The sequence below is a fragment of the Algoriphagus oliviformis genome (assembly GCF_017254915.1).
GTDB classification, from domain to species: domain Bacteria; phylum Bacteroidota; class Bacteroidia; order Cytophagales; family Cyclobacteriaceae; genus Algoriphagus; species Algoriphagus oliviformis.
Window position 1 is genome coordinate 324,316 of sequence record NZ_JAFKCT010000002.1, and the last position, 23,699, is coordinate 348,014.

The 23,699-nt window shown below is 51.9% G+C and carries 24 protein-coding genes; 9 read left to right on the forward strand and 15 right to left on the reverse strand.

The window, feature by feature from the left end; all coding sequences use genetic code 11:
- Positions 1-55: 55 nt before the first annotated feature.
- The 6 genes from J0A68_RS06985 to J0A68_RS07010 form a co-directional block, all read right to left on the reverse strand.
- Entirely contained in the window at positions 56-739 is a 684-nt protein-coding gene (locus J0A68_RS06985) for a DUF4377 domain-containing protein (RefSeq protein WP_206577467.1), read from the reverse strand.
- A gap of 1 nt (position 740) precedes the next feature.
- The gene (locus tag J0A68_RS06990) at positions 741-1,385 is read right to left on the reverse strand and encodes an SGNH/GDSL hydrolase family protein (protein ID WP_206577468.1); all 645 of its coding nucleotides are present in this window, start codon (positions 1,383-1,385) and stop codon (positions 741-743) included.
- A gap of 55 nt (positions 1,386-1,440) precedes the next feature.
- Positions 1,441-2,484, reverse strand: coding sequence for a S66 peptidase family protein (locus J0A68_RS06995; RefSeq protein ID WP_206577469.1), 1,044 nt, complete (start codon positions 2,482-2,484; stop codon positions 1,441-1,443).
- A gap of 117 nt (positions 2,485-2,601) precedes the next feature.
- Positions 2,602-3,933, reverse strand: coding sequence for a D-alanyl-D-alanine carboxypeptidase/D-alanyl-D-alanine-endopeptidase (locus tag J0A68_RS07000; RefSeq protein WP_236021386.1), 1,332 nt, complete (start codon positions 3,931-3,933; stop codon positions 2,602-2,604).
- Positions 3,934-3,966: 33 nt separating this feature from the next.
- The gene (locus J0A68_RS07005) at positions 3,967-4,350 is read right to left on the reverse strand and encodes a DUF423 domain-containing protein (protein ID WP_206577470.1); all 384 of its coding nucleotides are present in this window, start codon (positions 4,348-4,350) and stop codon (positions 3,967-3,969) included.
- 204 nt (positions 4,351-4,554) lie between these two features.
- The gene (locus J0A68_RS07010; protein ID WP_206577471.1) at positions 4,555-5,220 is read right to left on the reverse strand and encodes a YggS family pyridoxal phosphate-dependent enzyme; all 666 of its coding nucleotides are present in this window, start codon (positions 5,218-5,220) and stop codon (positions 4,555-4,557) included.
- Positions 5,221-5,268: 48 nt separating this feature from the next.
- Here J0A68_RS07010 and J0A68_RS07015 point away from each other — a divergent pair, with 48 nt between their 5' ends.
- On the forward strand, positions 5,269-6,819 hold the full coding sequence (locus J0A68_RS07015; RefSeq protein WP_206577472.1) for a GH3 family acyl-acid amido synthetase: 1,551 nt from the start codon (positions 5,269-5,271) through the stop codon (positions 6,817-6,819).
- The gene (locus J0A68_RS07020) at positions 6,816-7,436 is read left to right on the forward strand and encodes a LysE family translocator (RefSeq protein WP_206577473.1); all 621 of its coding nucleotides are present in this window, start codon (positions 6,816-6,818) and stop codon (positions 7,434-7,436) included. Before J0A68_RS07015 ends, J0A68_RS07020 begins: the two co-directional genes overlap by 4 nt.
- Positions 7,437-7,453: 17 nt before the next feature.
- On the opposite strand, the gene J0A68_RS07025 is transcribed toward J0A68_RS07020, so the two are convergent.
- Positions 7,454-8,152, reverse strand: coding sequence for a DUF502 domain-containing protein (locus J0A68_RS07025; RefSeq protein ID WP_206577474.1), 699 nt, complete (start codon positions 8,150-8,152; stop codon positions 7,454-7,456).
- Positions 8,153-8,471: 319 nt separating this feature from the next.
- On the opposite strand from J0A68_RS07025, the gene J0A68_RS07030 reads away from it, so the two are divergent.
- Both J0A68_RS07030 and J0A68_RS07035 read left to right on the forward strand, forming a co-directional pair.
- Positions 8,472-8,990, forward strand: coding sequence for a DUF4136 domain-containing protein (locus J0A68_RS07030; RefSeq protein ID WP_206577475.1), 519 nt, complete (start codon positions 8,472-8,474; stop codon positions 8,988-8,990).
- 103 nt (positions 8,991-9,093) lie between these two features.
- Positions 9,094-9,429: a zinc ribbon domain-containing protein YjdM gene (locus J0A68_RS07035; RefSeq protein WP_206577476.1), complete on the forward strand. Its 336-nt coding sequence runs from the start codon at positions 9,094-9,096 to the stop codon at positions 9,427-9,429.
- A 127-nt stretch (positions 9,430-9,556) separates the two neighbouring features.
- Here J0A68_RS07035 and ald read toward each other — a convergent pair whose 3' ends face one another.
- Positions 9,557-10,672, reverse strand: a complete 1,116-nt coding sequence (ald, locus tag J0A68_RS07040) for an alanine dehydrogenase (RefSeq protein WP_206577477.1) — start codon at positions 10,670-10,672, stop codon at positions 9,557-9,559.
- Positions 10,673-11,106: 434 nt separating this feature from the next.
- Here ald and J0A68_RS07045 point away from each other — a divergent pair, with 434 nt between their 5' ends.
- Complete coding sequence (locus J0A68_RS07045; RefSeq protein WP_206577478.1) at positions 11,107-13,521, forward strand: alpha-ketoacid dehydrogenase subunit alpha/beta; 2,415 nt, start codon at positions 11,107-11,109, stop codon at positions 13,519-13,521.
- 66 nt (positions 13,522-13,587) lie between these two features.
- Here J0A68_RS07045 and J0A68_RS07050 read toward each other — a convergent pair whose 3' ends face one another.
- The 7 genes from J0A68_RS07050 to J0A68_RS07080 all read right to left on the reverse strand — a co-directional run bounded on the left by J0A68_RS07050 (position 13,588) and on the right by J0A68_RS07080 (position 19,960).
- Positions 13,588-14,346 carry a YoaK family protein gene (locus tag J0A68_RS07050; RefSeq protein ID WP_206577479.1) on the reverse strand — a complete coding sequence of 253 codons (759 nt, stop codon included), beginning with the start codon at positions 14,344-14,346 and terminating at the stop codon, positions 13,588-13,590.
- The gene (locus tag J0A68_RS07055) at positions 14,324-14,812 is read right to left on the reverse strand and encodes a lipocalin-like domain-containing protein (RefSeq protein WP_206577480.1); all 489 of its coding nucleotides are present in this window, start codon (positions 14,810-14,812) and stop codon (positions 14,324-14,326) included. The genes J0A68_RS07050 and J0A68_RS07055 overlap by 23 nt, the downstream gene beginning before the upstream one ends.
- A gap of 12 nt (positions 14,813-14,824) precedes the next feature.
- Entirely contained in the window at positions 14,825-15,340 is a 516-nt protein-coding gene (locus J0A68_RS07060; protein ID WP_206577481.1) for a hypothetical protein, read from the reverse strand.
- 109 nt (positions 15,341-15,449) lie between these two features.
- Complete coding sequence (locus J0A68_RS07065) at positions 15,450-16,826, reverse strand: sensor histidine kinase (protein WP_206577482.1); 1,377 nt, start codon at positions 16,824-16,826, stop codon at positions 15,450-15,452.
- Positions 16,823-17,518, reverse strand: coding sequence for a response regulator transcription factor (locus J0A68_RS07070; protein ID WP_206577483.1), 696 nt, complete (start codon positions 17,516-17,518; stop codon positions 16,823-16,825). The genes J0A68_RS07065 and J0A68_RS07070 overlap by 4 nt, the downstream gene beginning before the upstream one ends.
- A gap of 445 nt (positions 17,519-17,963) precedes the next feature.
- Positions 17,964-18,506: a ferritin gene (locus tag J0A68_RS07075; protein ID WP_206577484.1), complete on the reverse strand. Its 543-nt coding sequence runs from the start codon at positions 18,504-18,506 to the stop codon at positions 17,964-17,966.
- Positions 18,507-18,613: 107 nt separating this feature from the next.
- Positions 18,614-19,960 carry a M20/M25/M40 family metallo-hydrolase gene (locus tag J0A68_RS07080; protein ID WP_206577485.1) on the reverse strand — a complete coding sequence of 449 codons (1,347 nt, stop codon included), beginning with the start codon at positions 19,958-19,960 and terminating at the stop codon, positions 18,614-18,616.
- A 65-nt stretch (positions 19,961-20,025) separates the two neighbouring features.
- On the opposite strand from J0A68_RS07080, the gene J0A68_RS07085 reads away from it, so the two are divergent.
- The 4 genes from J0A68_RS07085 to J0A68_RS07100 all read left to right on the forward strand — a co-directional run bounded on the left by J0A68_RS07085 (position 20,026) and on the right by J0A68_RS07100 (position 23,627).
- A complete protein-coding gene (locus J0A68_RS07085) occupies positions 20,026-20,541 on the forward strand; it encodes a DinB family protein (protein ID WP_206577486.1) in 516 nt (171 codons plus the stop codon).
- Positions 20,542-20,544: 3 nt separating this feature from the next.
- A complete protein-coding gene (locus J0A68_RS07090; protein ID WP_206577487.1) occupies positions 20,545-21,339 on the forward strand; it encodes a PhzF family phenazine biosynthesis protein in 795 nt (264 codons plus the stop codon).
- A 4-nt stretch (positions 21,340-21,343) separates the two neighbouring features.
- Positions 21,344-22,066, forward strand: a complete 723-nt coding sequence (locus J0A68_RS07095) for a potassium channel family protein (protein ID WP_206577488.1) — start codon at positions 21,344-21,346, stop codon at positions 22,064-22,066.
- A 79-nt stretch (positions 22,067-22,145) separates the two neighbouring features.
- Complete coding sequence (locus J0A68_RS07100) at positions 22,146-23,627, forward strand: S10 family peptidase (protein WP_206577489.1); 1,482 nt, start codon at positions 22,146-22,148, stop codon at positions 23,625-23,627.
- Positions 23,628-23,699 lie beyond the last annotated feature (72 nt).

Genomic DNA, 23,699 nt, shown 5'->3' on the forward strand with positions numbered 1-23,699 from the left:
CAGTCCAAGAAACTCTACCAATACAATCAGCGCGACTATCGCTAAAGGCATCGACTCAGTCCACCGCCCGCAAACTCATCAACGCATCACCTTTTTCATCACGGAGATAGAGCACGTTGTTTTCAATTTCAAAAGTCCGAACCAGCTCCAGCACTTTTTTGACTTCGTTTTCCGCTTCCATGTTTGGACAGGCCATCATGGTGGACGCGCCCTGACCGAAGCGGATGCCCTTTGCTCCTTCGAAAGCAATGGCTCCACGGATGGAATTGCAGCCAGTCTCAACGAAATAGGAGCTTTGGGCCCCATTGATCTCAAAAGTCAAAGCTTCGCCTTTTGCCGACTTGGGATCCTTGATCGCCCCCACATGCAGGAGTTTCCAGATATTGGTGAGGGCAAGCCTGGGGTCGGAGGTCTTGCTTAGTTCTTTGACCAATCGGTAGGAAAGCGCAGACGCGTCTGCGGGAATGGGCTCTTCTTTCTGGGTCACTTGGACTTCCAGCTGATAGATGTAGCCTGGCTCGTAGTCGAAGCCGGAGATTTGGTCATAGAAAAGCGTCCACTCACCATCTTTTAGGCTTTCGCCCTTTTGGATCTGCATACAGCTCATCGGGCCGACCCCCACGCAGTCGATCTTGGCGGAGTTGACCCACCAGATTTCGGTAGTGTTTTCTTCGCTTTCCTGTTTTTCACAGGACTGCGCCATCAGGAGAACGGAGAGTAGTGTGAGGAGTAATTTCATATCAGAAGACGGTTTTTTGAACTAGGGTTAAAAGCTTTGTAGTCCATCGCGCATAGACCAGTCCGGAAGGATGGAGCTCGTCCGCGACGACCATTTCTGGCTGGGCTCCGATTTCGCGATAGTCTTCGGTAATCCCGACGAAGGCGACTCCCATTTGGCTACACACGGCCTGTTTGGCGGCATTGAAGGCGTTGATTTCCAGTGCGACTTTTTCCGGATCCACCCCTTTGCCTGCCGCAAAAGGCGTCACTCCCCAGTCTGGAATCGAGACTACGATGACGTGGTCTTTTCTCCCCCTGGCAAATCCAATCGCCCGATTCAGCATCGCTTCAAATTCCATCTCAAACTCCGCCACTGGTCGGCCTCGATACTGGTTGTTTACCCCGATCAGCAGCGTGACCAGGTCATAGCCTTCGGGGCTGAGTTCGGCGGAATTGATGCCAGCCTCGAGTTCGTCCACCGTCCAGCCGGTCCGGGCGATGATCTCGGGTGGGGAAAAGAAGAAGCTTCCGGATCGGTTCAGTTCGCGGACCAGCTGGACAGGGTAGCGGTCTTTTTCCTCCACGCCTTCACCGATGGTATAGCTATCGCCGAGGGCAAGGTAGGTGAGGGGTTGTTTGTTTTGGGTAGCTGAGGATTCTGACATGGTAAAAACTGCCGCAGAGATTTGTATAAGTAGAAGGAAACTAATCATGGATTGCTCAAGATTGGAAAAGCCGCTGCCCCACCGTGATCGTCCCCAAGTCCGCATCCATCTCGACCTGTGCTCCCACCGGGATGATAAACTGCCGGGAGACGTGGCCGATCATGGCTCCGCTATAGGCCGGGACTTTCAGCGGCAAAATGTAATGGTCTAAAAGCTGATCCACCGTGAAAGCTCCATAGCCACCGCTTGGCGTGCAGTCGGAGCATTGCCCAAATACAAAGCCTTTGATCTTGTCCAGTGTGCCGTTCAGCTTCAGCGTACTAAGCATGCGGTCGATCTTGTAGGGATCTTCCCCAATGTCTTCTATGAACAAAATAGCGTCTTGAAAATCAGGGAAATAGGGCGTCCCGGATAGAGCGGTTAACACGGTCAGGTTTCCGCCCAGGATCTTCCCTTTGGCTTTGCCTCCAGTGAGGGTTTGGATGCGATTTCCCTTTGCAACTAGGTCGTCCCCTTTGCTGGTTTCGTTTTTGAAGACAATGGGTTCGGTACCGAAAAATACCTTTTCAAACTGCTTTACATTGAAGCTGTTCCAGCTGCCAGAGCCGTTGGGGCCGTGGAAGGTGATCAGGCCGGTCTGGCTTTGGATGGCGGAGTGCAGCGCTGTGATGTCGGAATAGCCTTGGAGGGGTTTCGGGTTTTTCCGGATCAGTTCATAGTCGAGCAGCGGCAAGATCCTCGCCGCACCGGAACCACCCCGGATGCAGATCACCATTTTGACCTCGGGGTCTCCAAACATCGCGTTCAGGTCACCGGCCCGTTCTTCATCTGTGCCCGCCAAATGCCCCAAACGGTTTTTCAGGTTTTGGCCCAATTTTACCTGGAAGCCCAACGCTTCCATGGCTTCCTTGGCGTAGGTAAACTCCATGCGATCAGCCGAAGCCGCAGAAGGGGAGATGATCCCGACGGTATCGCCTTTTTTGATCGCTTTGGGCAAGATCACATCCGCTAAGGGATTTTTTGCCGAAGGGCTGAATGATAGAAAAGGAGCAGTACCGGCCAAGAGGCCTAGGGATTTCAGAAAATGTCTTTTGTCCATGTACATCGGGGATGAAAATTGAAGTTAGCGTTTTGCGGAGAATCGCGCGCCAAACCGCCAAGGCTTTCGCAAAAGGTATTCCAACATCTGACATCGGTCATCCGACACCTGACGCCATTACAGCATCTCCCGCACCATCACCATGACCTTTTCCATCTCCCTGCGCACGACGGAGGCGGTGTAGGGATAGTTGGAGTTCATGAAGGCAAAGCAATACGTTTTCCCGCTTTTGGTTTTGACCAGACCGACGAGGCTATGGTTGTTGCTCATGGTGCCGGTCTTGGCGAAAATGTAGGGCTGCGCGGCCTGGTAGCTGTTTTTCAGCGTTCCGGTTCTACCGCCCGTCGGCAGGATGTCGTAGAGTTGGTCTTCGGGTAGGATGCGGTAGAGCTTGTCAAAAAGAGCCACCATGGATCGGGGCGTGAAGAGATTGTGGCGGCTCAGGCCGCTCCCGTCCACCCACTTGGGCTGGTCGGGCAGGTCAAAAAGGTAGGTTTTTTGGATGTACTCGATGGCCCGCTCGGTGTCCAGGTTTTGGAAAAGCCTGTCCGAAACCATCAGCATCAGCTGCTCGGCGATGAAGTTGTCGCTTTCGAGCATCATCTCTTTCAGAAGGGGAAAAAGCGGAGAGGCCCTCCAGACTTGGTTTTCCGCAGGCAAGGGGTCGGCGCGATAGATCCAGGGTTTTCCAGTCTCCGAACTGGCCAAGTCCACAAAAAGCTGCGCTGAGGTGAGGAAGGGGATAAACTCCTCTTTTCCCTGAAAAGTCAGCGGGTTGTATTCAAAGGTATTCGCATGGAAATCCCGCTCCAGTTCCTTGATCGGGCGAGTGGTGGTACTGACATAAGGCTGAAAGCTTGCCGGAAAAACGAGCGCCTGACTGCCGGACTTTTTCACCCGAACCAGATTGCCATAGATCGGCAGGGACGTCCGCTCCGCGGCATAGTCAAAGTAGTAGTCATCCCACTGCCAGCCGTAGCCAAATTCCGGGGAGAGCTGGTTGGCGTCCGAGAAGACCACCGCACGGAAGGGAGCCAACAGGCGACGGAAGTCCGGCTGGGCAAATTCCTTGTATTTCCAGCTCGGATCGCCACTTCCCCAGATCCGCAGCGTGTCCCCATCCGCCACATAGCGCAGGGTTTGCGTGCTGTCTTGCAGGATCAGGAGTGAGGAGAAAAGGGTAAACAGCTTGGTCGTCGATGCGGGAATGAAGCGGATTTGGGAGTTTTTCTCAAACAAGACCCGTTGGGAATCCAAATCGTAAAGCATAAATCCCGTCAAGTGCCCGCTGAAAAAACTCGTTTCGCCCAAGGCGGATTCCAGTCTGGCGTACTGGTCGCGGTTGAGTTGGGCGGAGGCGGGGACTAACGCAAGGAAAAAAGCAAAAGCCAAAACCATCGCCTCTTGGGATATGGGGAACTTGGAAAGTAAGGACTTAGGCTTGGACATCGGGCTTGGGAAATCGAAGGAAAATGGATTGGCTTAGGACTTGGATTCTGCGGCGAGCGGTATCAATCCCAGCCAACCGACGATAAAGGCCACGCCGCCGAGTGGAGTGATGGCGCCCAGCCAGGTGACGCCGGTCAGGCAAAGGGTGTACAGCGATCCTGAGAAAACCAAAATCCCCAAGGAAAAACCCCAAAAGCTTAGCGCGGTCTTTTGCATCTCCGGCTTGACCGAAGTCCAAATCCCGAGGGCGAGCAGCGCAAATGCGTGGTAAAAGTGGTATTTCACGGCGGTTTCGAAGGTTTCCAATCTGCCGCTGCTTTCCAGCAAGGGCTTCAATCCGTGTGCACCGAAGGCTCCGATGCCGACGGCCAACGCTCCGAAGATCGCTGCGGTTTTGAGGATGGTAGAGGATTTCAAAGGTTGGTTAGTGGTTAGAGGTTATTGGTGTAAGGTGGTAAGGTGGTAAAGTGGTAAGGTTGCAAAGTTGGAAAGTTCAGTACCTCAAAGGCCAATACTTAAATCAATCGCTCATCTTGCTTTTGACGTCGTAAATCATAAATTCTTGCCTCTCGCTTCTTGATACTTGCTACTCGATACTTGCTACTTTCGTCTCGCTACCTGCTACCGACTTCCAAAAATAGCCGAACCAATTCGCACCATGGTACTGCCTTCTTCTTGGGCGATGGGGTAGTCCCCGCTCATGCCCATGGAGAGCTCGGCGAGTTGGACAAAGTCAGGGAGTTTTCTCTTCTTCAGTTCGTCAAAGAGACTCTTCAGGCTTCGGAATTCTTTTCGGATTTGGCTTTCATCCTCGGTGAAAGTCGCCATGCCCATCAGGCCTTTGACTTGCACATGGCCCAATGCCGCAAAATCCGGAGAGGCGAGCATTTCTTCCAACTCAGCTTGGTCAAAGCCAAACTTGCTCTCCTCCTCGGCAATATGGATCTGTAGCAAAACAGGAATCATGCGCCCGACTTTCTTCCCCTGCTTGTCAATCTCCCGCAACAGCTTGAAGGAATCGACCCCATGAATGAGATGGACGAAGGGGGCGATGTATTTGACCTTGTTGCTCTGGAGGTGGCCGATCATGTGCCAGCGGGTGTCGGCGGGCATCTCGGGCTGCTTGGCCTGGATCTCCTGCACCTTGTTTTCCCCAAAATCCCGAATTCCAGCGGCATAGGCTTTCTGGAGGTCGGGGAGGGGCTTGGTCTTGCTCACGGCGATGAGCTGGCAGGCGGGATTGACAAAGGATTTTTTTACTGCTTCGAGGTTGGCTTTGATGTCCATTGTATATTTTTAGACTTCACTTTTGGCCTGTAGGGCATAGACAAAGATATGGCAATCCTAAGCAATTTGCTTAAAAAAGGCATCCGACTTCGGGACAGCTTGGAGCAGGAGTACTCCAGCCCGCTCGACTTGCAAAAAGACCAGCTGAAGAAACTCTTGCTCAAGGCCAAGGACACCGAGATTGGCAAAACCTATGATTTTCATGGTGTTTTGAAGGCATTCAAGGAAAGTAATGGGGCGTTTTACGAGCGATACAAAAGCCAGGTGCCCATCTATGACTACGATTCAATCCATGCCGAATTTTGGCACAAACTGCTCTCCGGCAAGGCCAATGTGACCTGGCCCGGAGCCGTGAAGCACTTTGCGCTCAGCTCGGGCACCTCCGGCGCGGCGTCGAAGTACATCCCTATCACCAAGTCCATGGTCAAGGCCATCCGTCGCACAGGCGTGCGGCAGATCCTGAGCCTTTCCAAGTACGATCTGCCAGCCTCGCTTTTCACCAAAGGCATCCTGATGCTCGGTGGAAGCACGGACCTGGAGTTTAACGGCACCTATTTTTCCGGCGATCTGAGCGGGATCACGGCGGGCAAGTTGCCGATCTGGTTTCAACGCTTTTACAAGCCGGGCAAGAAAATCTCGCGAAACAGAAATTGGGGCGACAAGCTCGACCAGATCGTGGAAAAAGCCCGAGACTGGGACATAGGCATCATCGTGGGCGTGCCGGCTTGGCTGCAGATCCTGATCGAAAAGATCATCGAGCGCTACCAGGTGAAGCATATCCACGAGATCTGGCCCAATCTGCGGATTTTCGTCCATGGGGGCGTTTCTTTCGAACCCTACCGGAAGGGCTTTGAAACCCTCCTTGACAGGCCTTTGATTTACATCGAGACTTATCTGGCTTCGGAGGGATTTCTCGCGTTTCAGGCTTTGCCCGACCGCAGATCCATGCGGCTTGTGTTGAACAATGGCATTTTCCACGAGTTTATCCCCTTCACCGAGGCTAACTTTGACGAAGAGGGAAATGTGAGAAAAGACGCGCAGACGCTCAAAATCGACGAGGTGGAAGAGGGGCGTGACTACGCGCTGTTGATCTCGACCTGTGCGGGAGCTTGGCGCTACCTGATCGGGGACGTGGTGCGCTTTGTGTCCAAAGCCGAGTCCGAAATCATCATCACTGGCCGCACCAAGCACTTCCTCAGCCTCTGCGGGGAGCACCTCAGCGTGGACAATATGAACAAGGCCGTGGAGCTGGCAGCAGACGAATTGGGCATCCGGATCAAAGAGTTTACCGTGCTGGGGGAGCCCTACAAGAAGCTTTTTGGGCATCACTGGTACATCGGATCGGATGACGCGGTGGATGCGAAAAAGCTCACCGCTAGCCTGGATCAGCACCTCAAAGTCCTCAACGACGACTACGCCGTGGAGCGTAAACACGCTCTCAAACAGGTCAAAACCACCGTTTTGCCTACAAAGGCCTTCTACGACTGGATGCGTGAGCAAGGCAAAGAAGGCGGCCAAAACAAGTTTCCCCGGGTACTCAAGGGTGAAAAAGCGAATTCTTGGAAGGGCTTTTTGGCGGAAAAAGAGCTTCACCAGTGATCCAGAGTCTGCTGGAAGGAGTCAGCATGGGCCTGCTGCTCTCGGTGATCATCGGGCCGGTCTTTTTTACGCTGATCACCAACAGCATGCAGTATGGCTTTCGCTATGCGATGAGCTTGGCGCTGGGGATTTTTGTCAGCGATTCCCTGTATGGCCTGCTGACCTATTTTGGGGTCCGCCTGCTGGCCAATACAGAGCTGTTTGAGCAGGTGCTGGGCTATACGGGAGGATTGATTTTGATCGGTTTTGGATTGGGTTCTTTGTTGAAAAAGAGCGTCCAACGTCCAAATTCAGGCATCGATCAGCAGGCTGGGAGAAAGCGGACGGCCTTCGCCAAAGGGTTTAGCATCAATGGAATCAATCCCTTCGTCCTGCTTTTTTGGATTTCCATCGCCAGTTTGGTGTCGCTCAAGGAAGCCTGGACAGGCGGGCAGGTTTTGCTTTACTACACGGGGATTTTGTTGACCGTTTTTTCCATCGATTTGCTCAAGGCCTTCGTGGCCAAGCAATTGTCCCGCTTTGTGACGCCTCGACTGATGGGCTGGCTCAACAAAGGAGTGGGGATCGCCATGATTGCCTTTGGCATCCGGATGCTGCTCTATGCCTACCTTCACTAGGAAGTGAGCTAAAGGATTTAGTTAACCGACAGCTCAGGATCGAGCTGTTTTTTGGACTCTTCGGAGCAGGTGCTGACGAAATTTTCTCCTGCCGAGGCGATCAAGCCGCAGGTTCCGGTTCCCATGCCCATGATCGTACGCATGGCATCCTGGGTTTGTACATTGAGAAAAGTAATGGCGTTTTTTGGCACGTGGTAGATGTTGCCATTCGTGGGGTTGGGCGCTGTGGGGACGAAAATGGTATAAAGGTCTTCGTTGATCTTGTCCGTGACAAAGCCCGTCATCAGCGTTCCGGTCTTGAAGGGGTCAATCAATACCACGTCCGAAAAGGGAAGTTTTTTCAAGCCTACAAACTGGTAGACCGTCTGATGGATCAGGCTGTAGAGCGGCACTTTGGTCAGGTATTTTTTCTCAAAGCTGGAAAAATACCGCTTCCCGAGCTTGTTGCGGATCAGCGCTCCGATGATGAAGATGAACAGCGCCAAGATGCCAATTGACAGAAAGTTGATCGACCAATGCGGCTCATCGGCTCCGGAATCCAGCATGAAACTGATTGGGGAGACGATTTTGAAGATGAAGTTGAACACAAAGGAAAGGAGAATCAGTACGATCGTCAGCGGGAGCAAAATCAAAAAACCTTGGAAAAGGGTATCCAAAAAATAGCCTCGTTTTACATTCTTCTCCTCGGTTTCGGGATTTTTGAGCTCGGGTTCCATGATTTTTATCGGTCTGATTTGCGTTCAAATTCCCTTTTGTGACAGTCAAATCCATGCCATTTCGCTAAAATGGCTCCCTGCCTGAGTGAGGCTGCTCGAACTGTGTAGGCGATGGGTCTAGTTGGGGAGTTTTTGCCTCTGTTTTAGGAATAGGGAGGAAAAGGCCGACCACTTGGCGCTTTGCAAAGGGAATGGTAGGGCTATGAAGAGTTTATTCTGAGACGGAGCGAATGGGTGCACAAAATAAAAAGCTGATAGTCAGCTAACTATTTTTGTAAACTTATCGTATCTTTCTTCACTCACTTTTAACATAAAACCCATGAAAAAGACCTTGTTCGTATTAAGCCTCGCGTTGCTGATTTTTTCTTGTAAAACCTCCGAAACTGTCACCGTAGACACCGTGGCAAAAAAGGAGCAGCTGAAGTACTATCAAACCTTTAAGGTGGTGGAGAATGACAAGGCGGATCGGCGAAGCGAGATGCTAACGGGTTCTTTCCGTAAAGCTTTGTTGGAATATGGCTATGAGGAGGTGGTGGAGAATCCGGATTTCTTGATCCAATCGGTGTTGGTGACTAGGGAATATGTGCAGGAACTCGGTGCTTATTCTTCCCAGCCACCCGCATATATCGACCAGTTTTATGGGATAGCCAGTGGCGGGACGAGTGATTTTGTGGTCAATAAGGGCATGATAGGCAAGGTGATTTTTTTGATACAAGACTCCCAGACCAACGAAATCGCCTGGATGGGAGTGGGGACTGGCGTCACCCAAGGTTCAAAACAGATCAGCATGGAAAACCTAGACTTGGCGCTGTATGAATTACTGGCAACGCTGAATTGATGCCCAGTTTTCGAATTTGCTTGCCAGGCAGGAAAATCGGCAGATTAAGGTGAATTTCGATGGGTCGGAATGATAGCGACAGCTAAAAGCTTATTTTTGCGGCATGGAAAATCTAGCCCCTTGCCCCAAGTGCCAATCTGAGCTCACCTATCCCATGGATAACCTGCTCGTGTGCCCAGAATGCGGCCACGAATGGAACCCAGAGGAGATCGAAGAGGAAACTGGTTTGGTCGTCAAAGACGCCAACGGAAATCTACTCGCCGACGGTGACGCCGTGGTGATCGTCAAAGACCTTCCCGTCAAAGGAGCCCCCAAACCGATCAAGGCGGGGACGAAAGTCAAAAGCATCCGCTTAGTCGAAGGAGACCATAATATCGACTGCAAAATCGATGGATTTGGATCCATGGCGCTGAAGTCTGAGTTTGTGAAAAAAGCCTAATTCGGTAGGCAGTCTCAGCGTGCAGGTCTCAGGCGCAAGAGTGACATTTCGTCAAGTCTTCAGCCCAAACAAACGAAAAATCCCGCTAGAGTGATCTGGCGGGATTTTGTGTTAGTGTCGATTTGGCTTAGGCCAAGTATTTCTCTACCGGAGTATAAGGCAGGTTGAAGGCTTGCGCTACGGCTTCATATACCACTTCTCCATTGATCACGTTCAAGCCGGGAACCAAGTCTGCGTTTTCTTTTGCGGCCTTTTTCCACCCCTTGTCCGCCAGCTGGATCGCGTACGGTAAAGTAGCGTTGGTGAGGGCTAGGGTAGAGGTGTAAGGCACCGCACCGGGCATGTTGGCTACGCAGTAGTGTACCACGTCGTCGATGATGAAGGTAGGATTCTCATGGGTAGTAGGCTTGCAGGTCTCGATGCATCCTCCTTGGTCTACCGCCACGTCCACCAATACGGTGCCCGGCTTCATATCCTTCAGCATGTCGCGGGTGATCAGGTGGGGTGCTTTGGCGCCTGGGATCAGGACAGCTCCGACGATGAGGTCAGCGTCCTTGATCAGGTTTCTCACATTGTATTCGTTGGACATGATCGTCTTCACGTTGGCAGGCATCACGTCAGCGAGGTATCTCATGCGAGGCAGGGACACATCCATGATGGTGACGTCGGCGCCAAGTCCAGCCGCCATCCATGCAGCCTGGGTTCCCACGATGCCTCCTCCGAGGATGAGGACTTTGGCAGGAAGTACGCCAGGTACGCCACCCAGTAGGATTCCACGGCCTTTCAGAGGTTTTTCGAGGTAGTTTGCTCCTTTTTGGATAGCCATTCGGCCGGCTACTTCAGACATGGGAACCAAAAGAGGCAAGCTTCTGTCGGCTTTCTCCACGGTCTCATAAGCGAGGCAAACCGCCTTGCTCTCGATCATTGCCATGGTCAGCGGCTCATAGGAAGCGAAATGGAAATAGGTAAACAGGAGTTGGTTTTCCTTGATCAGCTTGTACTCGGATTCAATGGGCTCTTTTACCTTCATGATCATCTCGGCGATGTCGTAGGTCGCCTCGATGGAGGGGAGGATCTTGGCTCCAGCTGCCTCGTATTCGGCATCAGGAAAGCCGCTGCCTTCACCCGCTGTATGTTGTACATAGACGCTGTGGCCTCGCTTGATCAGCTCTTTGGCTCCGGCGGGGGTAAGTGCTACCCGGTTCTCGTTGTTTTTGATTTCCTTAGGGACACCGATTATCATGGCAAATGCTATTTGGATTTAGATTCTTCAGGCAAAGATAAGAAGCAATGAGTTTCGAAAAAGCCCTTTAAAAAATAGTATTTGGTATCGAATTGGGGTAAAACATGTTTTCGATAGTTTATTTCATTTTTTATGGTGAGGATTTAGAAAATTCCAAGATTTAATTTTTCGAAATGCCAAAACTTTAAAATATATTTTTAAAAAATGTTTAATTTGGAGAGGTTTCGCGGTTTCTGATTTTCAAGCAATTCGGTTGTTTGTTGAATAATTTCAAAACAAAATTTCAAGATCATGAAAATTTGGCAATTCTTTCAAAATTTTTGATTGCTGAAATGGAAAGGCGAAATTTGCATCAAAATCTATTTTGGCTATTTTTGATGATACTAAGATCAGAATGTAGAACCCAAAGTAACATTTTAGATTCCTAATCGCTTATGGCAATTACCAACCCTTATCCGCAATCCCCTGAAGAGCATTTGGTTGACAAAGAAGAGATCCTAAAGGACTTCAAAGTGGCGGTGACCAGCCGGCACGCCTCCCTGATGGGAAGAAAGGAAGTGTTTATGGGGAAGGCAAAGTTTGGGATTTTCGGTGACGGAAAGGAACTGGCGCAGATTGCCATGGCAAAAGCCTTCCAAATCGGCGATTTCCGTTCGGGATATTACCGCGATCAGACGTTTATGTTTGCGCTGGGCGAACTGAGCGTTCAGCAGTATTTTGCGCAGCTCTATGCCCATACCGATGTGGAAGCCGAGCCTGCCAGTGCCGGGCGACTGATGAACGGTCACTTTGCCACGCGATCCCTCAATCCTGACGGATCCTGGAAAGACCTGACCAAGTCTTACAACTCAGCCGCAGATATTTCCCCTACAGCAGCCCAGATGCCAAAACTCCTCGGCTTGGCGTATGCGTCCAAGCTTTTCCGAGAAAACAAAGGACTGAAGGAGCTGAAGCAGTTTTCTAAAAACGGAAATGAAGTGGCCTGGGGCACCATTGGCAATGCCTCTACCTCGGAAGGCATGTTTTTCGAAGCGATCAATGCCGCAGGTGTCATGCAGGTGCCGATGGTGGTCGCGATATGGGACGACGAATACGGCATCTCGGTACCCAATGAATTCCACACGACGAAGGGAAGCATATCCGAGGTACTGATGGGCTTCCAGCGCACCGATACGGAGAAGGGTGTGGAAATCCTCCGTGCCAAAGGATGGGACTACGAAGGCTTGGTGCAGACTTTCCGCTATGCGGGTCAGCTTTCCAGGGAAGAGCATGTCCCGGTTCTGATCCATGTGGAGGAGATGACCCAGCCGCAAGGGCATTCGACTTCTGGTTCACACGAGCGCTACAAATCCTCCGCGCGCCTGCAATGGGAGCGTGACTGGGACTGCATAGCCCGCTTTAGGGATTTCATCGTTTCCTCTGGCATTGCCGAGGAGGAGGTACTCGACAAGATCGAGCATGAGGCCAAAGCAGAGGTCAAGCGCCAGAAGGAAGCTGCTTGGAGCAGCTTCTCCGGGGAGATCAAGAAGGAGATCCAAGAGGCAGTTAGCCTTTTGAAGGCTACCGCTGAAAACAGCTCCAAAAAGTCCCTGCTTCTGCAGCTGGCAGAAGACCTCGCCAAGACCATCAACCCAATCCGCAAAGATGCCGTCACAGCAGTGAGGAAGGCTTTGCTTGCCCTACGTTTTGATTCGGAGGAGGTAAAAGCCGGGCTAAAGGGATGGTATCAGACTCAGGGTGAGAAGAATTACGACCGATACAATAGCCATCTGTACAGCCATTCCAAATGGGCTGTAGGAAATATAAAGGAAGTAGCCGCTACCTACGACGATAAGTCTCCCTTGGTAGATGGGCGCGAGATTCTCCAGGCATTTTTTGACCGGATGTTGGAAAACGACCCTCGATTTTTCGCATTTGGAGAGGATGTGGGCAAGATTGGTGACGTAAACCAAGCCTTTGCGGGCCTTCAGGCAAAATATGGTGAGCACCGCGTGGCCGATACCGGCATCCGCGAGTGCACCATCATCGGACAGGGGATAGGTACAGCCCTGAGGGGGCTTCGGCCTGTAGCCGAAATCCAATACCTAGACTACCTGCTCTATGCGCTGCAGACCCTCTCTGACGATTTGGCTTCTCTTCTCTATCGGACCAAGGGCGGGCAAAAAGCTCCGCTGATCGTGAGAACCAGAGGGCATCGATTGGAAGGGGTGTGGCATTCCGGATCTCCGATGGGGATGATTCTTTCATCGCTTCGGGGGATGATCGTGTGTGTGCCCAGGGATATGACCCAGGCTGCAGGGATGTACAAGACGCTGCTTGAATCCGACGAACCAGCGATCATGATCGAATGCCTGAATGGCTACCGTCTCAAGGAAAAGATGCCTTCCAATCTTGGGGAGTTCACGGTGCCTTTGGGTAGGCCGGAGATCCTGCGGGAAGGTACAGATCTGACCATCGTGACCTATGGCAGTATGTGTAGGATCGTGATGGATGCGGCTGAGGAGCTGGCTGAGCTGGGCATTTCAGCGGAAGTGATCGACGTGCAGACGCTGTTGCCGTTTGACTTAAGCGGGGTGATCGGCCAGTCGGTGCAGAAGACCGGCAGGGTAATCTTTGCCGACGAAGACGTGCCGGGCGGCGCATCAGCTTACATGATGCAGCAAGCCATCGACGAGCAGGGCATTTTCAAATACTTGGACTCGGAGCCCCAGACCATTGCTGCCAAGGCACACCGTCCGGCTTACTCTTCGGATGGGGACTACTTCTCCAAGCCCAGCACGGATGACGTGACCGAAAAAGCTTATCACATGATGCATGAGGTCAGTCCGGAAAGGTTTCCCGCCATCTAGACGGGAGATTGGGAAAAGCCTCTTAGAAAAGGGAAGCCGGTATAGATAGTTCTTCCGACTATTTGCCTAGGCAGCTTGGTTTTTTAGCGTCTTGCGGTAGTAGGGTTGCTTTTTCGACAGAAAGTTGGCGACTTCGATGCGGTAGAAATCATATCCGATCACCACCAGGAGAAACAGGCAAACGATATAGAATACATTGTATTCCACACGGAGGTAGATCAGTCCCGCGCAGACGCCACCAGTGACATAGGAGACCATAATGGAGAGCAACAGTCTCATCTTGTCACGCAATTCCGGCCGTTCTCGGTATTCCTTCTTTGTAAACATGGAGGCCAAAATTCCCAAGTCGGTAGTCAAACCGGTAAGGTGGGTCGTCTTCACCGCAGCGTTGGAAACGGTTGCCGTCAGCCCGTTTTGGAGCCCCATCGCAAACAGCATCAAACTCACCATCAGCTCGGTCTCAAAAAGTGTTTCCCTATAGTAAAACTGGATATAGGTGCCCACAGCCAGCAGGCAAAGTATTTCCAAAATAATGGGAAGTGAATGGGCCAAATATGCGTTGGACTTGTTAAGGTTGATGACGGCAAGGTTGGAGGTGAAGTTTCCCAGGAAGAAAAGCAATATCCATCCGCCCACCACCAGTACCTCATACCAGTTTCCCTTGGATATCTCTTCGGCAAGAATGGCATAGTGACCGGTGACGTTTGAGGTGAAGGCAAAAAATATGATCACGGATACGACATTCACCATGCCTGCCGAAAAGGCCGTCAGGGCCCCAAGTTGGATGTTTTCCCTGTTGGTTCTATCTCTGTATCTCTTGATCATGATGGGGTGGTCTTATCTTTTCGAAAGTCATCTTCACGATTCCCCTCACCTGCATGTCCGAGTTGAAATGAAGCACCATTCGGGAAGGGGTGAGCTCTTGGATCTTGTAGTGCTCGGTCTGGTCTTCCGCGCCGGAGATCTTCAGCACGTTGCCCCGCCCCTTCAGTTTCCACCGAGAGGATTTGGAGTTGTTCTTTCCGCTCATGTGCAGCGACTCGTCGGCTCCAAAGCTCCAGATTTCGGCCTGGTGTATGATCAGGTTTTCCGCGATCTGGCTCTTGATATGGTCGGTAATCCTAAAGTCAAATCCGCCATCATCCGGATTGTCTGCCTTTTCGTATTCCCAGGACACTTCCTTCCAATCCCCCAGAATCCTGCTTTGTGGACTGGGCTGCGTGGATAGCAGGGCGAAATAGGCGGCGGCAAACAAAAGGAATGCCGCCAGGTAGAGCATCGAGGTTTTCATTTTGTCCAACGGTCAATGGGCAATCTGCCCCCTGGTGAAGAACAGTGTGGAAATCGCGTTTTCCCGGTCTTCATGGGATGAGATGGATATATCCTCCCAATCAACCTTGATTTTGGGCAGTCTGCATTTGTTGAAAAAGGGAAGCAGGTCAAAACTCGACCGGCTGGCAAGCTTTAATTTGTGGTTTCCTGGCAAGTATACTTCGTCTATCCGGTTGGCTTCCAGGTAGTTTTCAAAAGCCGCTTGGGTAAATCCGCTGAAGATGTCTATCGTCATCCGTTCGATTTTCCCGTCGAATTTCGAAAGGAGAAGGTTACAGCTAGCTTGGAATTCAGGAGTCTCCAAGTCGGCAAGCACCCTTGATTTGGAGTAGAAAAGCAGCTCCGTGATGGAAGTGGATGCCATCAAGCCGTGGATGAGGATGATCTTTATTTTCTCTTGCGGATCGAGGCTTTTTTGCAAAGCCATTTTGGCAAGGTTGAGGGATTTTACCGTAAAGTCCGTCGGTATCAGGATTGTTTTGGCCATGTCTACATCACGTTGTTGAAACAGCTGTAAAACTAGGCCTGTCCAATTAGAACGGTCTAAGGATGGGATTAGGACGGGATTAGAATACCGCCCCCAAATTAAAACGGGATTAGAGTTGGAAGTTGCCGCGGGGAAGATGGATCTCCACGGTGGTGCCCAGGTTCAGTTTGGAGGAAACTTTCAGCTCTCCGTCGTGGATTCGGATGATGTTTCTGGCAAGGGGTAGGCCGATGCCGTATCCTTCATGGTTTTTGGTGTTTGAGGCCCTGAAGTAGGGATCGTAGATGTAATCCATTTCCTCCGGCGGGATACCGATCCCGTTGTCCTTGACGATCACGACGATCAGTCCTTCCATGGCTCCCAAAGCAATGTTTACGGGTTTTCCGTCCGAATATTTGCATGCATTCAGGACGATGTTGGAAAGGGCCAGGTGGAGCAGCTGCTCGTTTCCCAGTACCTTCAGCATCAGTGGGCTTTCGGGCAGCAGGCTGAAGTCCAGGGAGATCTTCGAATGGGTCTGGATTTTTTCCACTGTCTCCTTGACGTCCAGGATGAGCTGGTCCATCCGTACCTTTCCAAACTTCTGCCGCTTTCCGTCAAATCCGGTTTGTGCCAACAGCAACAGAGCCTGTGTTTTGCTCTGCAGCTTTTCCGCATCGTCCAGGATCGCCTTGATCGCCTCGATGTATTCCTGGGGCTCGCGGAGCTTGGAAAGGGTGACGTCCGCTTCGCCGATGATGGAAGTCAGTGGCGTGTTGAGTTCGTGGGAGGCATTGCTGATGAAGTTTTTCTGGGTTTCAAAGGACGTTTCCAGCCTGTTGAGCATATCGTTGAAGGTCTGGCTGAGTTCCCGGATGGCGTCATTGCTTCCGGGGACTTCCAATCGCATGTGCAGGTTTTCAAAGCCGATTTTTCGGGTTTTTCGGATGATGTTTTGGATGGGCTCGATGATCTTCCGTGAGAACATCACCGAAAACACCACGATGAGCAAGAAGGCAATGGCAAGCGAGGTGAGTATCAGGTTGCGAAGGTAGGCCAGATGGTGGGTGGCAAAATAGTTTTCGGCGGAGATGATCACCAGGTGCTCTCTGCCGTCGGGGGTTTGGTAAAGCGTGCCGTAGACAAAGGTGTTTTGGGTATTGTAGGTGGCCAGCCCCTCAGCCAAAATGGCCCGGAGGAAACCGTTTTGGTATCCGTCCAGCCTGGCATCCTCCAAAACAGACGATTTGTCTATGTCCTCCAAAATAAGGTGGCTTTCGTTGGGGAGTACTTCCAGGTATTCCTGCCTCAGCTGCTGTACCACGTTGGTTTCCGTGGGGTTTTCCAGTTCGATTTTGGCAGTGGTAATGGCCCGGATCTCCAGTCTTTTGTAAAAATCGGCAAATGAAAACCTCGAAATGGAATAGTAGATAAAGCCGCTGAACAACAGGGTGTAGCCCAGAAAAGCGGTCAAGAGGATATAGACAATCTTGTTTTGAAGCTTCATTGCTCTTCTTTTAGCACATAGCCCATGCCGATTACGGTGTGGATTAGTTTCTGGTCCCCATACTTGTCCAGCTTCTTACGGATGTAGTTGACATAGACATCCACCACGTTGGTACCCATGTCAAAGTTGACACCCCAGACTTCGTCCAGTATTTCCATACGGGAAAGGACCTTTCTCGGAGACTTCATGAACATCAGCAATAGCCGAAACTCCGTGGAGGTAAGCGAAAGCTCATGCCCGTTTCTGAAGACCGACTTTTCCGAATTGTTGAGGATGAGGTCTGCAAAGGTGAACAGTTCGCTGTCGGCTTTTTTTGGCTCTTCGCTCTTTTCGCTCCTGCGGAGCAGCGTCTTGATCCGTGCCAGCAGTTCGATGAACTTGAACGGTTTGACCAGGTAGTCGTCTGCTCCTGACTCCAGCCCGATCACGATGTTTTCGCTGCTGCCCATGGCCGTGAGGAAGAGTATGGGGATGTCCCGATCCCGCTCCCTGACCTGTCTGCATACCTCCAGCCCATTCATGTTTGGCAGCATGATATCGAGAATCAGGACGTCGAAGCTTCCGCGGGTAGCGAGCTGTAGCCCCAAAGTCCCATCCATTGCCACCGTCACCTCAAAGCCGTTTTCCGTCAGGCCTTTGTTGATAAAACTGCATACGCGAGGATCGTCCTCCACCAAAAGTATCTTTTTCAAATCAAATCTTTGTTTTTGCTAACCCTGCCCACAAGTACACCTGGCTCTGAACGGATGTCAAGTTTGGCCGGTTGTAACCTGCCGCCTATGGCCAAGGCTGTCCAATTTCGGTATTGTTTCCATTCTCAAGCAACACAATTTATTTGGAAGAGTTGGTATTGTGGTAGAAACTGTACTATTGAGTCGTGAAAAAATGGAGTTGAATTTTAAGGCCAATTTGAATGGATAAGGTCAGAAGCAGGCCAAGCCGATGGTTTAGATGGAACAATTGAATTGTGGGCGACACGGTTTTGGGGCTTGTCTTTTGCCGGTTCAGTTCCTTTGAATCGACGATAGGGGTTTTTCTACGTCATGCACGAAGGGTGTTTTCAAACCGAGTTTTAATAAAAAATCCCCAAAACTGCTAAGTCTTGGGGATTTGTGATTTTCGGAATCGGAAGCCTGTTTACTCTCCCGTGTCTGCAGCAGCGTGCAGCTTGCCAAGCTCTTGGTCGATCGTCCAGAGTCCCACGCCTTCCTCTCCGATGATTTCGAACAGTTCAAGGGCCCGTCGTGACATGGTCTCCTCTTCGCGCTGCTCGGTCACGTACCATTGCATGAAGCTGAACGTGGCGAAATCCTTTACCGAAAAAGCATGGTCCACGATGTTGTTGATGGACTTGGTCACCTTGATCTCATGCTCCAGGATAAGCTCAAACACTTCGCGCAGCGAGTTGAAGTTATGGCGAATGCCTGTGATTTCGGGCTGGATGGCGTGTCCGCCGGCCTCATTCACGTATTGGAAGATCTTCATCATGTGCATGCGCTCTTCGTCCGCGTGGGTGTAGAGGTATTTGGCGGCATTGGCGTAGCCCATCATATGGCACCAAGATGCCATGGAAAGGTAGTAGGCGGAGGATTTTCCTTCCATTTCCACCTGTTTATTGAGCAAAGCTTCGGTATCCGGCAGCAGGGAACGCTGAAGCGTTACGATTTCTTTCTGTTTCATAGTTGATAAAATTAGATACTTAAACTTAACGAAATCGGGGCTTTTTCCATTCCCGGCCGAAGCTTTTCGAAGAGAATTTGAAATTGGTTTAATTTAAGCGAGCTGCCTTACCTGGAAACCGGCGAGGGAAAGACCGCGAGGCTTTCGGACCCGGCGTCGGTGACCGACTGGACTGCGAAGAAGTAGTTGTCCTTGGAGTAGGGGAGGGTCAGGGTCGTTTCGGTGGTGAAAAACTTCTTTTCCCACATCGGCGACGAAGTCTCCCGCATCAGCACGTAGTATCCTTTGGCTTTTCCGGTGGTAGGCGCCTTCCAAAGGAGGGTGGACTTGTTGCTCAGGCCCGCCACGCTGATGCGCACGTCTTCCGGGGATCCGGCCGAGCTGGCCAGGGACGCGGCGGCAGCGAGATTCACGGCTGAGACTTTTCTGAGGTATTCGAAGTCCATGAACTCAGGCAGATCGCCATAGTGTATGCCGTTTTCCACCCGCACATTTTCATGCTGGTGGTAGAAGTTTTCGTTCATCTCGGATACTCGGATGGCCGTGAAGCCATTTCTCAAAAATGGCGTTTGGTCCCCGCCTCGGAGAAAACGGTCCATCCTATAGATCAGCTTGACCTCCATCTGGTCCACGTAGCGCTCGCCGACTTCTTTGATGTAGCGGGCAAGTTGTCGGGATTTGGAGTCGTTCTCCGCACCTACGGAACGGCGTGCGGCGGCCTCCTGCTCAGTCTCGGCCAGAGGGATGGTTTCGGAGAAAATCCTAACCTTCGTATTGTCGCTGATAAGCGTCTCGGAGGAATTGCTGTTGCCGATGATGTCGTTGTTGAGGACTCCGGCGATGTTCCATCGTTCGGCTTTGGCTTTGTCCGCCAGGTAGGTTGCCCCTTTTAGTCCTTGCTCTTCCCCGGTGAAGGCCACAAACATCAGGGTAGCGGAAAATTCCATCTTGGCCATCACACGAGCCAGCTCCATCACCGCGGCGACACCGCTGCCGTCGTCGTTGGCCCCAGGCGCTCCGCCTTCGGCGTCCATCACGTCCTTGTTTCGGGAATCCAGGTGGCCGGAGATAATGAAAATTCGGTCATCGGCAGGATCGGTTCCCTTGAGTGTCGCGACTACGTTGGCCACCTCCGATTCGGCGGTGATCCGGCGTCCGTCTGCCGGGGTGACAAAGTGCTCGATTTCCGCAGTCATTCGGCCGGATGAGGACTTCGCAAAGGAGTTGAACTTGGATAGCACGTAGCGCTGGGCCGCTGGCATGCCGTTCTTGTCGTCCTTGCTCAAGGTATGGCGGGAGTGGAAAGCGGCTAGCTCGTGGATGTATTTTTTCAGGGAATCGGAAGAGACCTCGGAGACCAGTTGCTCTATAGCCGGATTTCGGTGAACAAGTGTCTGGGCGTCTGCATCCCATAGAGTGAGACCTAGAAAAAGGGCGAATAAAGTTTTGCGCATAGTAGTTTGGTTTTAACCTTACCCCTAAATTTATCCGAATAGCTCTTAACCCAAGCGGATTTTATATGAACAGCTTTGCATTGCCCCAGACCGGGACTTATCCTTCTTTTTACCACACGTACATCTCCAAGCTTTCGGAAGCACAGTACCAGGATCTGATCCTATCCCAGGTCGCCGAGATCAGAGCCCTTTTTGGATCCAAGGAAGAAAGCTGGGCTACCAGCCCCTATGCGCCTGGCAAGTGGTCTCCAAAAGAGGTCTTGGGGCATATCATCGACACGGATAGGATCATGACGTTTCGGGCGCTCTGCTTTTCCCGGGGAGAGCAAAGTGCCCTGCCAGGTTTTGACCAAGATCCCTATGTGATCAACGCGGGATTCAACCAGGTGGAGACAGGTTTGCTGTTGGCGGATTTTGAGGCAGAGAGAAAGGCCTTGGCGACGCTGATGAGCACCCTGGACGAGTCGATACTCGACAACGTCGGCACAGCCAACGGCAATCCCATCAGTCCAAGATCCCTGCTTTGGATCATCCCGGGCCATTTTATCCACCATCTCAACATCCTCAAGGAAAGATACTAAGCCATGCAGATCCCTATAGCAGTAATCGACGCCTTTACCGACAAGGCATTCTCCGGCAATCCCGCCGCCGTCTGCCTGCTCTACGACACGCTCACTGACGAGCAGATGCAGGCCATAGCCATGGAGATGAACCTGAGCGAGACGGCATTTGTAAAGGGGATGGAGGAGCAGGGAGTGTTTTCCCTGAGGTGGTTTACCCCGGCGGTGGAGATAGATCTCTGCGGCCATGCGACCCTGGCTTCGGCGTTTTGGATGATCCAGTCGGGCTGGGCGGATGGTCTGGACCTGATCCGCTTTCAGACCCGCAGTGGGGAGCTTCGGGTGAAAAGCGCGGCAGGGAGACTGGAGATGGACTTTCCGCTCATCCCCACGTTTACCGACACGCACCCCCATTTTTCGGAAGAGCTGTTTGGCAGCAAAATCCTCCAAGCGGCCAAGTTGGAGAGAAACTGGATTTTCGAGCTGGAGAGCGAAAAGGCCGTGCGGGAGCTGCAGCCGGATTTTCCGGAAGTAGCCAAGCACAGTGACTTGGGCTTCATCGTGACCGCAAAAGGAGACGGTGACTACGACATAGTCAGCCGTTTCTTTGGGCCCAACGTCGGCATCAACGAGGATCCGGTGACCGGCTTTGCGCACTGTGCCTTGGTCGACTATTGGAACCAAAAGACGGGGAAGACCCAGTTTAAGGCCTTTCAGGCCAGTCAGCGGGGCGGAGAGCTCTGGTTGGAAAAGCACGATGACCGGGTCATGATCAGCGGGAAAGCGGTGAAGGTGCTCGTGGGAACCATGGATATCTGAGGCGATGGTGAAATTTGCAAGAACCGGCCACGTGAAGCATGCCATCCGGCGCATCACCGACTACTGGCTCAACGACGCCAGCTTTGTCGTGCTGATGCTCATGTTGGTTTTCACCGTTTTTATCCTTCCCATTCTGATAGACTACGGGCATGTCAACATGCTTTTTGTCAACGTGGTCTTCATGTTCCTCTTTTTCACGGGAATCTGGTCTTCGGACAACAAAGGCCTGATAGCCCTGACGACCATCCTCTTTCTCGCCCAGCTCGTACTGAGGATCTTGAGGTTTAGCGATCTGCCGGTGGAGTTCTACCTTTGGGAGCGGCTGGTGGGTCTTGCCAACATGCTGGTATTTATATTTTTGAACATACGCCTGCTTTTCCGAAACTACGAAGTGGGGCTCTATCGGATCATCGGAGCGATCAACGTGTACCTGCTGGTGGCAATCTTGGGTGCTTTTGCCATGGAGATCATACAGATCACCATAGGTTCGTCCATTTCCGGCCTGTCAGAGCAGGCTCCTGTTCATCAGCTCAAGGGCGTAGATCAGGACTTTTCGACCTACATCTATTTCAGTCTGGTGTCGTTGACCACGGTGGGTTTTGGCGACTACACGCCGGTAAACATCCTGTCCAAAATGCTGTCGGTGATGCTTTCGACCACGGGAATCTTGTATCCCGCAGTCGTGATCGCCAAGCTGGTCGGCTCCAGCAACGAGGAAAAGCAGTGAGAATGCCCGCTCCTGTAAAAGGATTGCGGCTAGTCGGCAATCCTTTTTAATTTTTCAGTAAACTTAGAAACCACACCTTATGAAGAAAATCTACCTGAGCATGCTGCTGCTCCTGTGCTATGGACTGACCTGGGCGCAGACGGAGCGAAAAATAGAGACCGAATCCAAAATCGAGACCACGGCTGAAGTCACCATCAAAGGCAAACGCGTGCCCTACAAAGCGACCGCCGGCACCCAGCCCGTTTGGGACGACAAGGGGGAGCCGATCGCCTCGCTTTTCTACACCTACTATGAGCGGACCGATATCAGTGACAAGGCAAAGCGCCCCCTGGTGATCAGTTTTAACGGTGGACCGGGCTCGGCATCGATCTGGATGCACCTGGCCTACACCGGTCCGGTTATTCTAAACATCGACGATGAAGGCTATCCCGTGCAGCCCTACGGCACCAAAGCCAATCCGCACTCCATTTTGGATGTGGCGGATATCGTCTACGTCGATCCTGTGAATACCGGATATTCCCGTATGGTAAAGGAGGACACACCTAGATCTACTTTCTTTGGCATCAACTCCGATATCAAGTACTTGGCTGACTGGGTAAATACCTTCGTGACCCGCGCCAATCGTTGGGCTTCGCCAAAATACCTGATCGGCGAGAGCTACGGCACTACTCGCGTGGCGGGTTTGGTATCCCAGCTGCAAAATGCACACTGGATGTATTTCAACGGTGTGATCCTCGTGTCGCCTACAGACATGGGCATCGAGCGCGAGGGCCCGGTGAAGATGGCGAACTATTGGCCATACTATGCGGCGACGGCTTGGTATCACAAAGCGCTGCCAGCTGACCTGCAAAGCAAGGATCTTGACGAGTTGCTGGCAATTGTGGAGCCTTTTGCGATCAATGAGGTACTTCCTGCCATGACCAAAGGCGGCATGCTCTCCGAAAGCGAACGGGACGCCATTGCGACCAAGATGGCCTACTATTCGGGCTTGAAAAAGGAATCGATCCTAGCGTACAACCTGATGGTGCCGACCAGCTATTTCTGGAAAGAACTTTTGAGAGAAAGAGACGGGATGACCATCGGTAGACTGGACAGCCGCTACAAGGGCTTTGACCGCATGGAAGGAGGCGACCGCTATGACTTTGATCCCGCGCTGACCAGCTGGAACCATGCTTTTGCCCCGGCCTTTCAAGTGTATGCCAAAAACACCCTGAAGTTCAACACCGATCTGACCTACAACCTCTTTGGACCCGTGCATCCCTGGGACAGAAGCAATGAGACCACCGGCTACGACCTGGGCTCTGCCATGCGCCAGAATCCTTACCTGCACCTGATGGTCCAGTCCGGCTACTACGATGGAGGCACCGACTACTTCAACGCGAAGTACAGCACCTGGCACATCGACCCCAACGGCAAGATGAAAGACCGGATTGACTTCAAAGGCTACCGCTCCGGACACATGATGTACCTGCGCGCGGAAGACTTGGCCACTTCCAATGAGGACATCCGCCAGTTTATCCAGAAGTCAGCCGTCGCGCCTGATCAGCCTGCAAAGTACTAGTGAGGTCAGTCAACGGTCCACTGAGCGATGTGGTAGTTTGACCTTCAGTTTTCAAAACAAAATATAAACCTA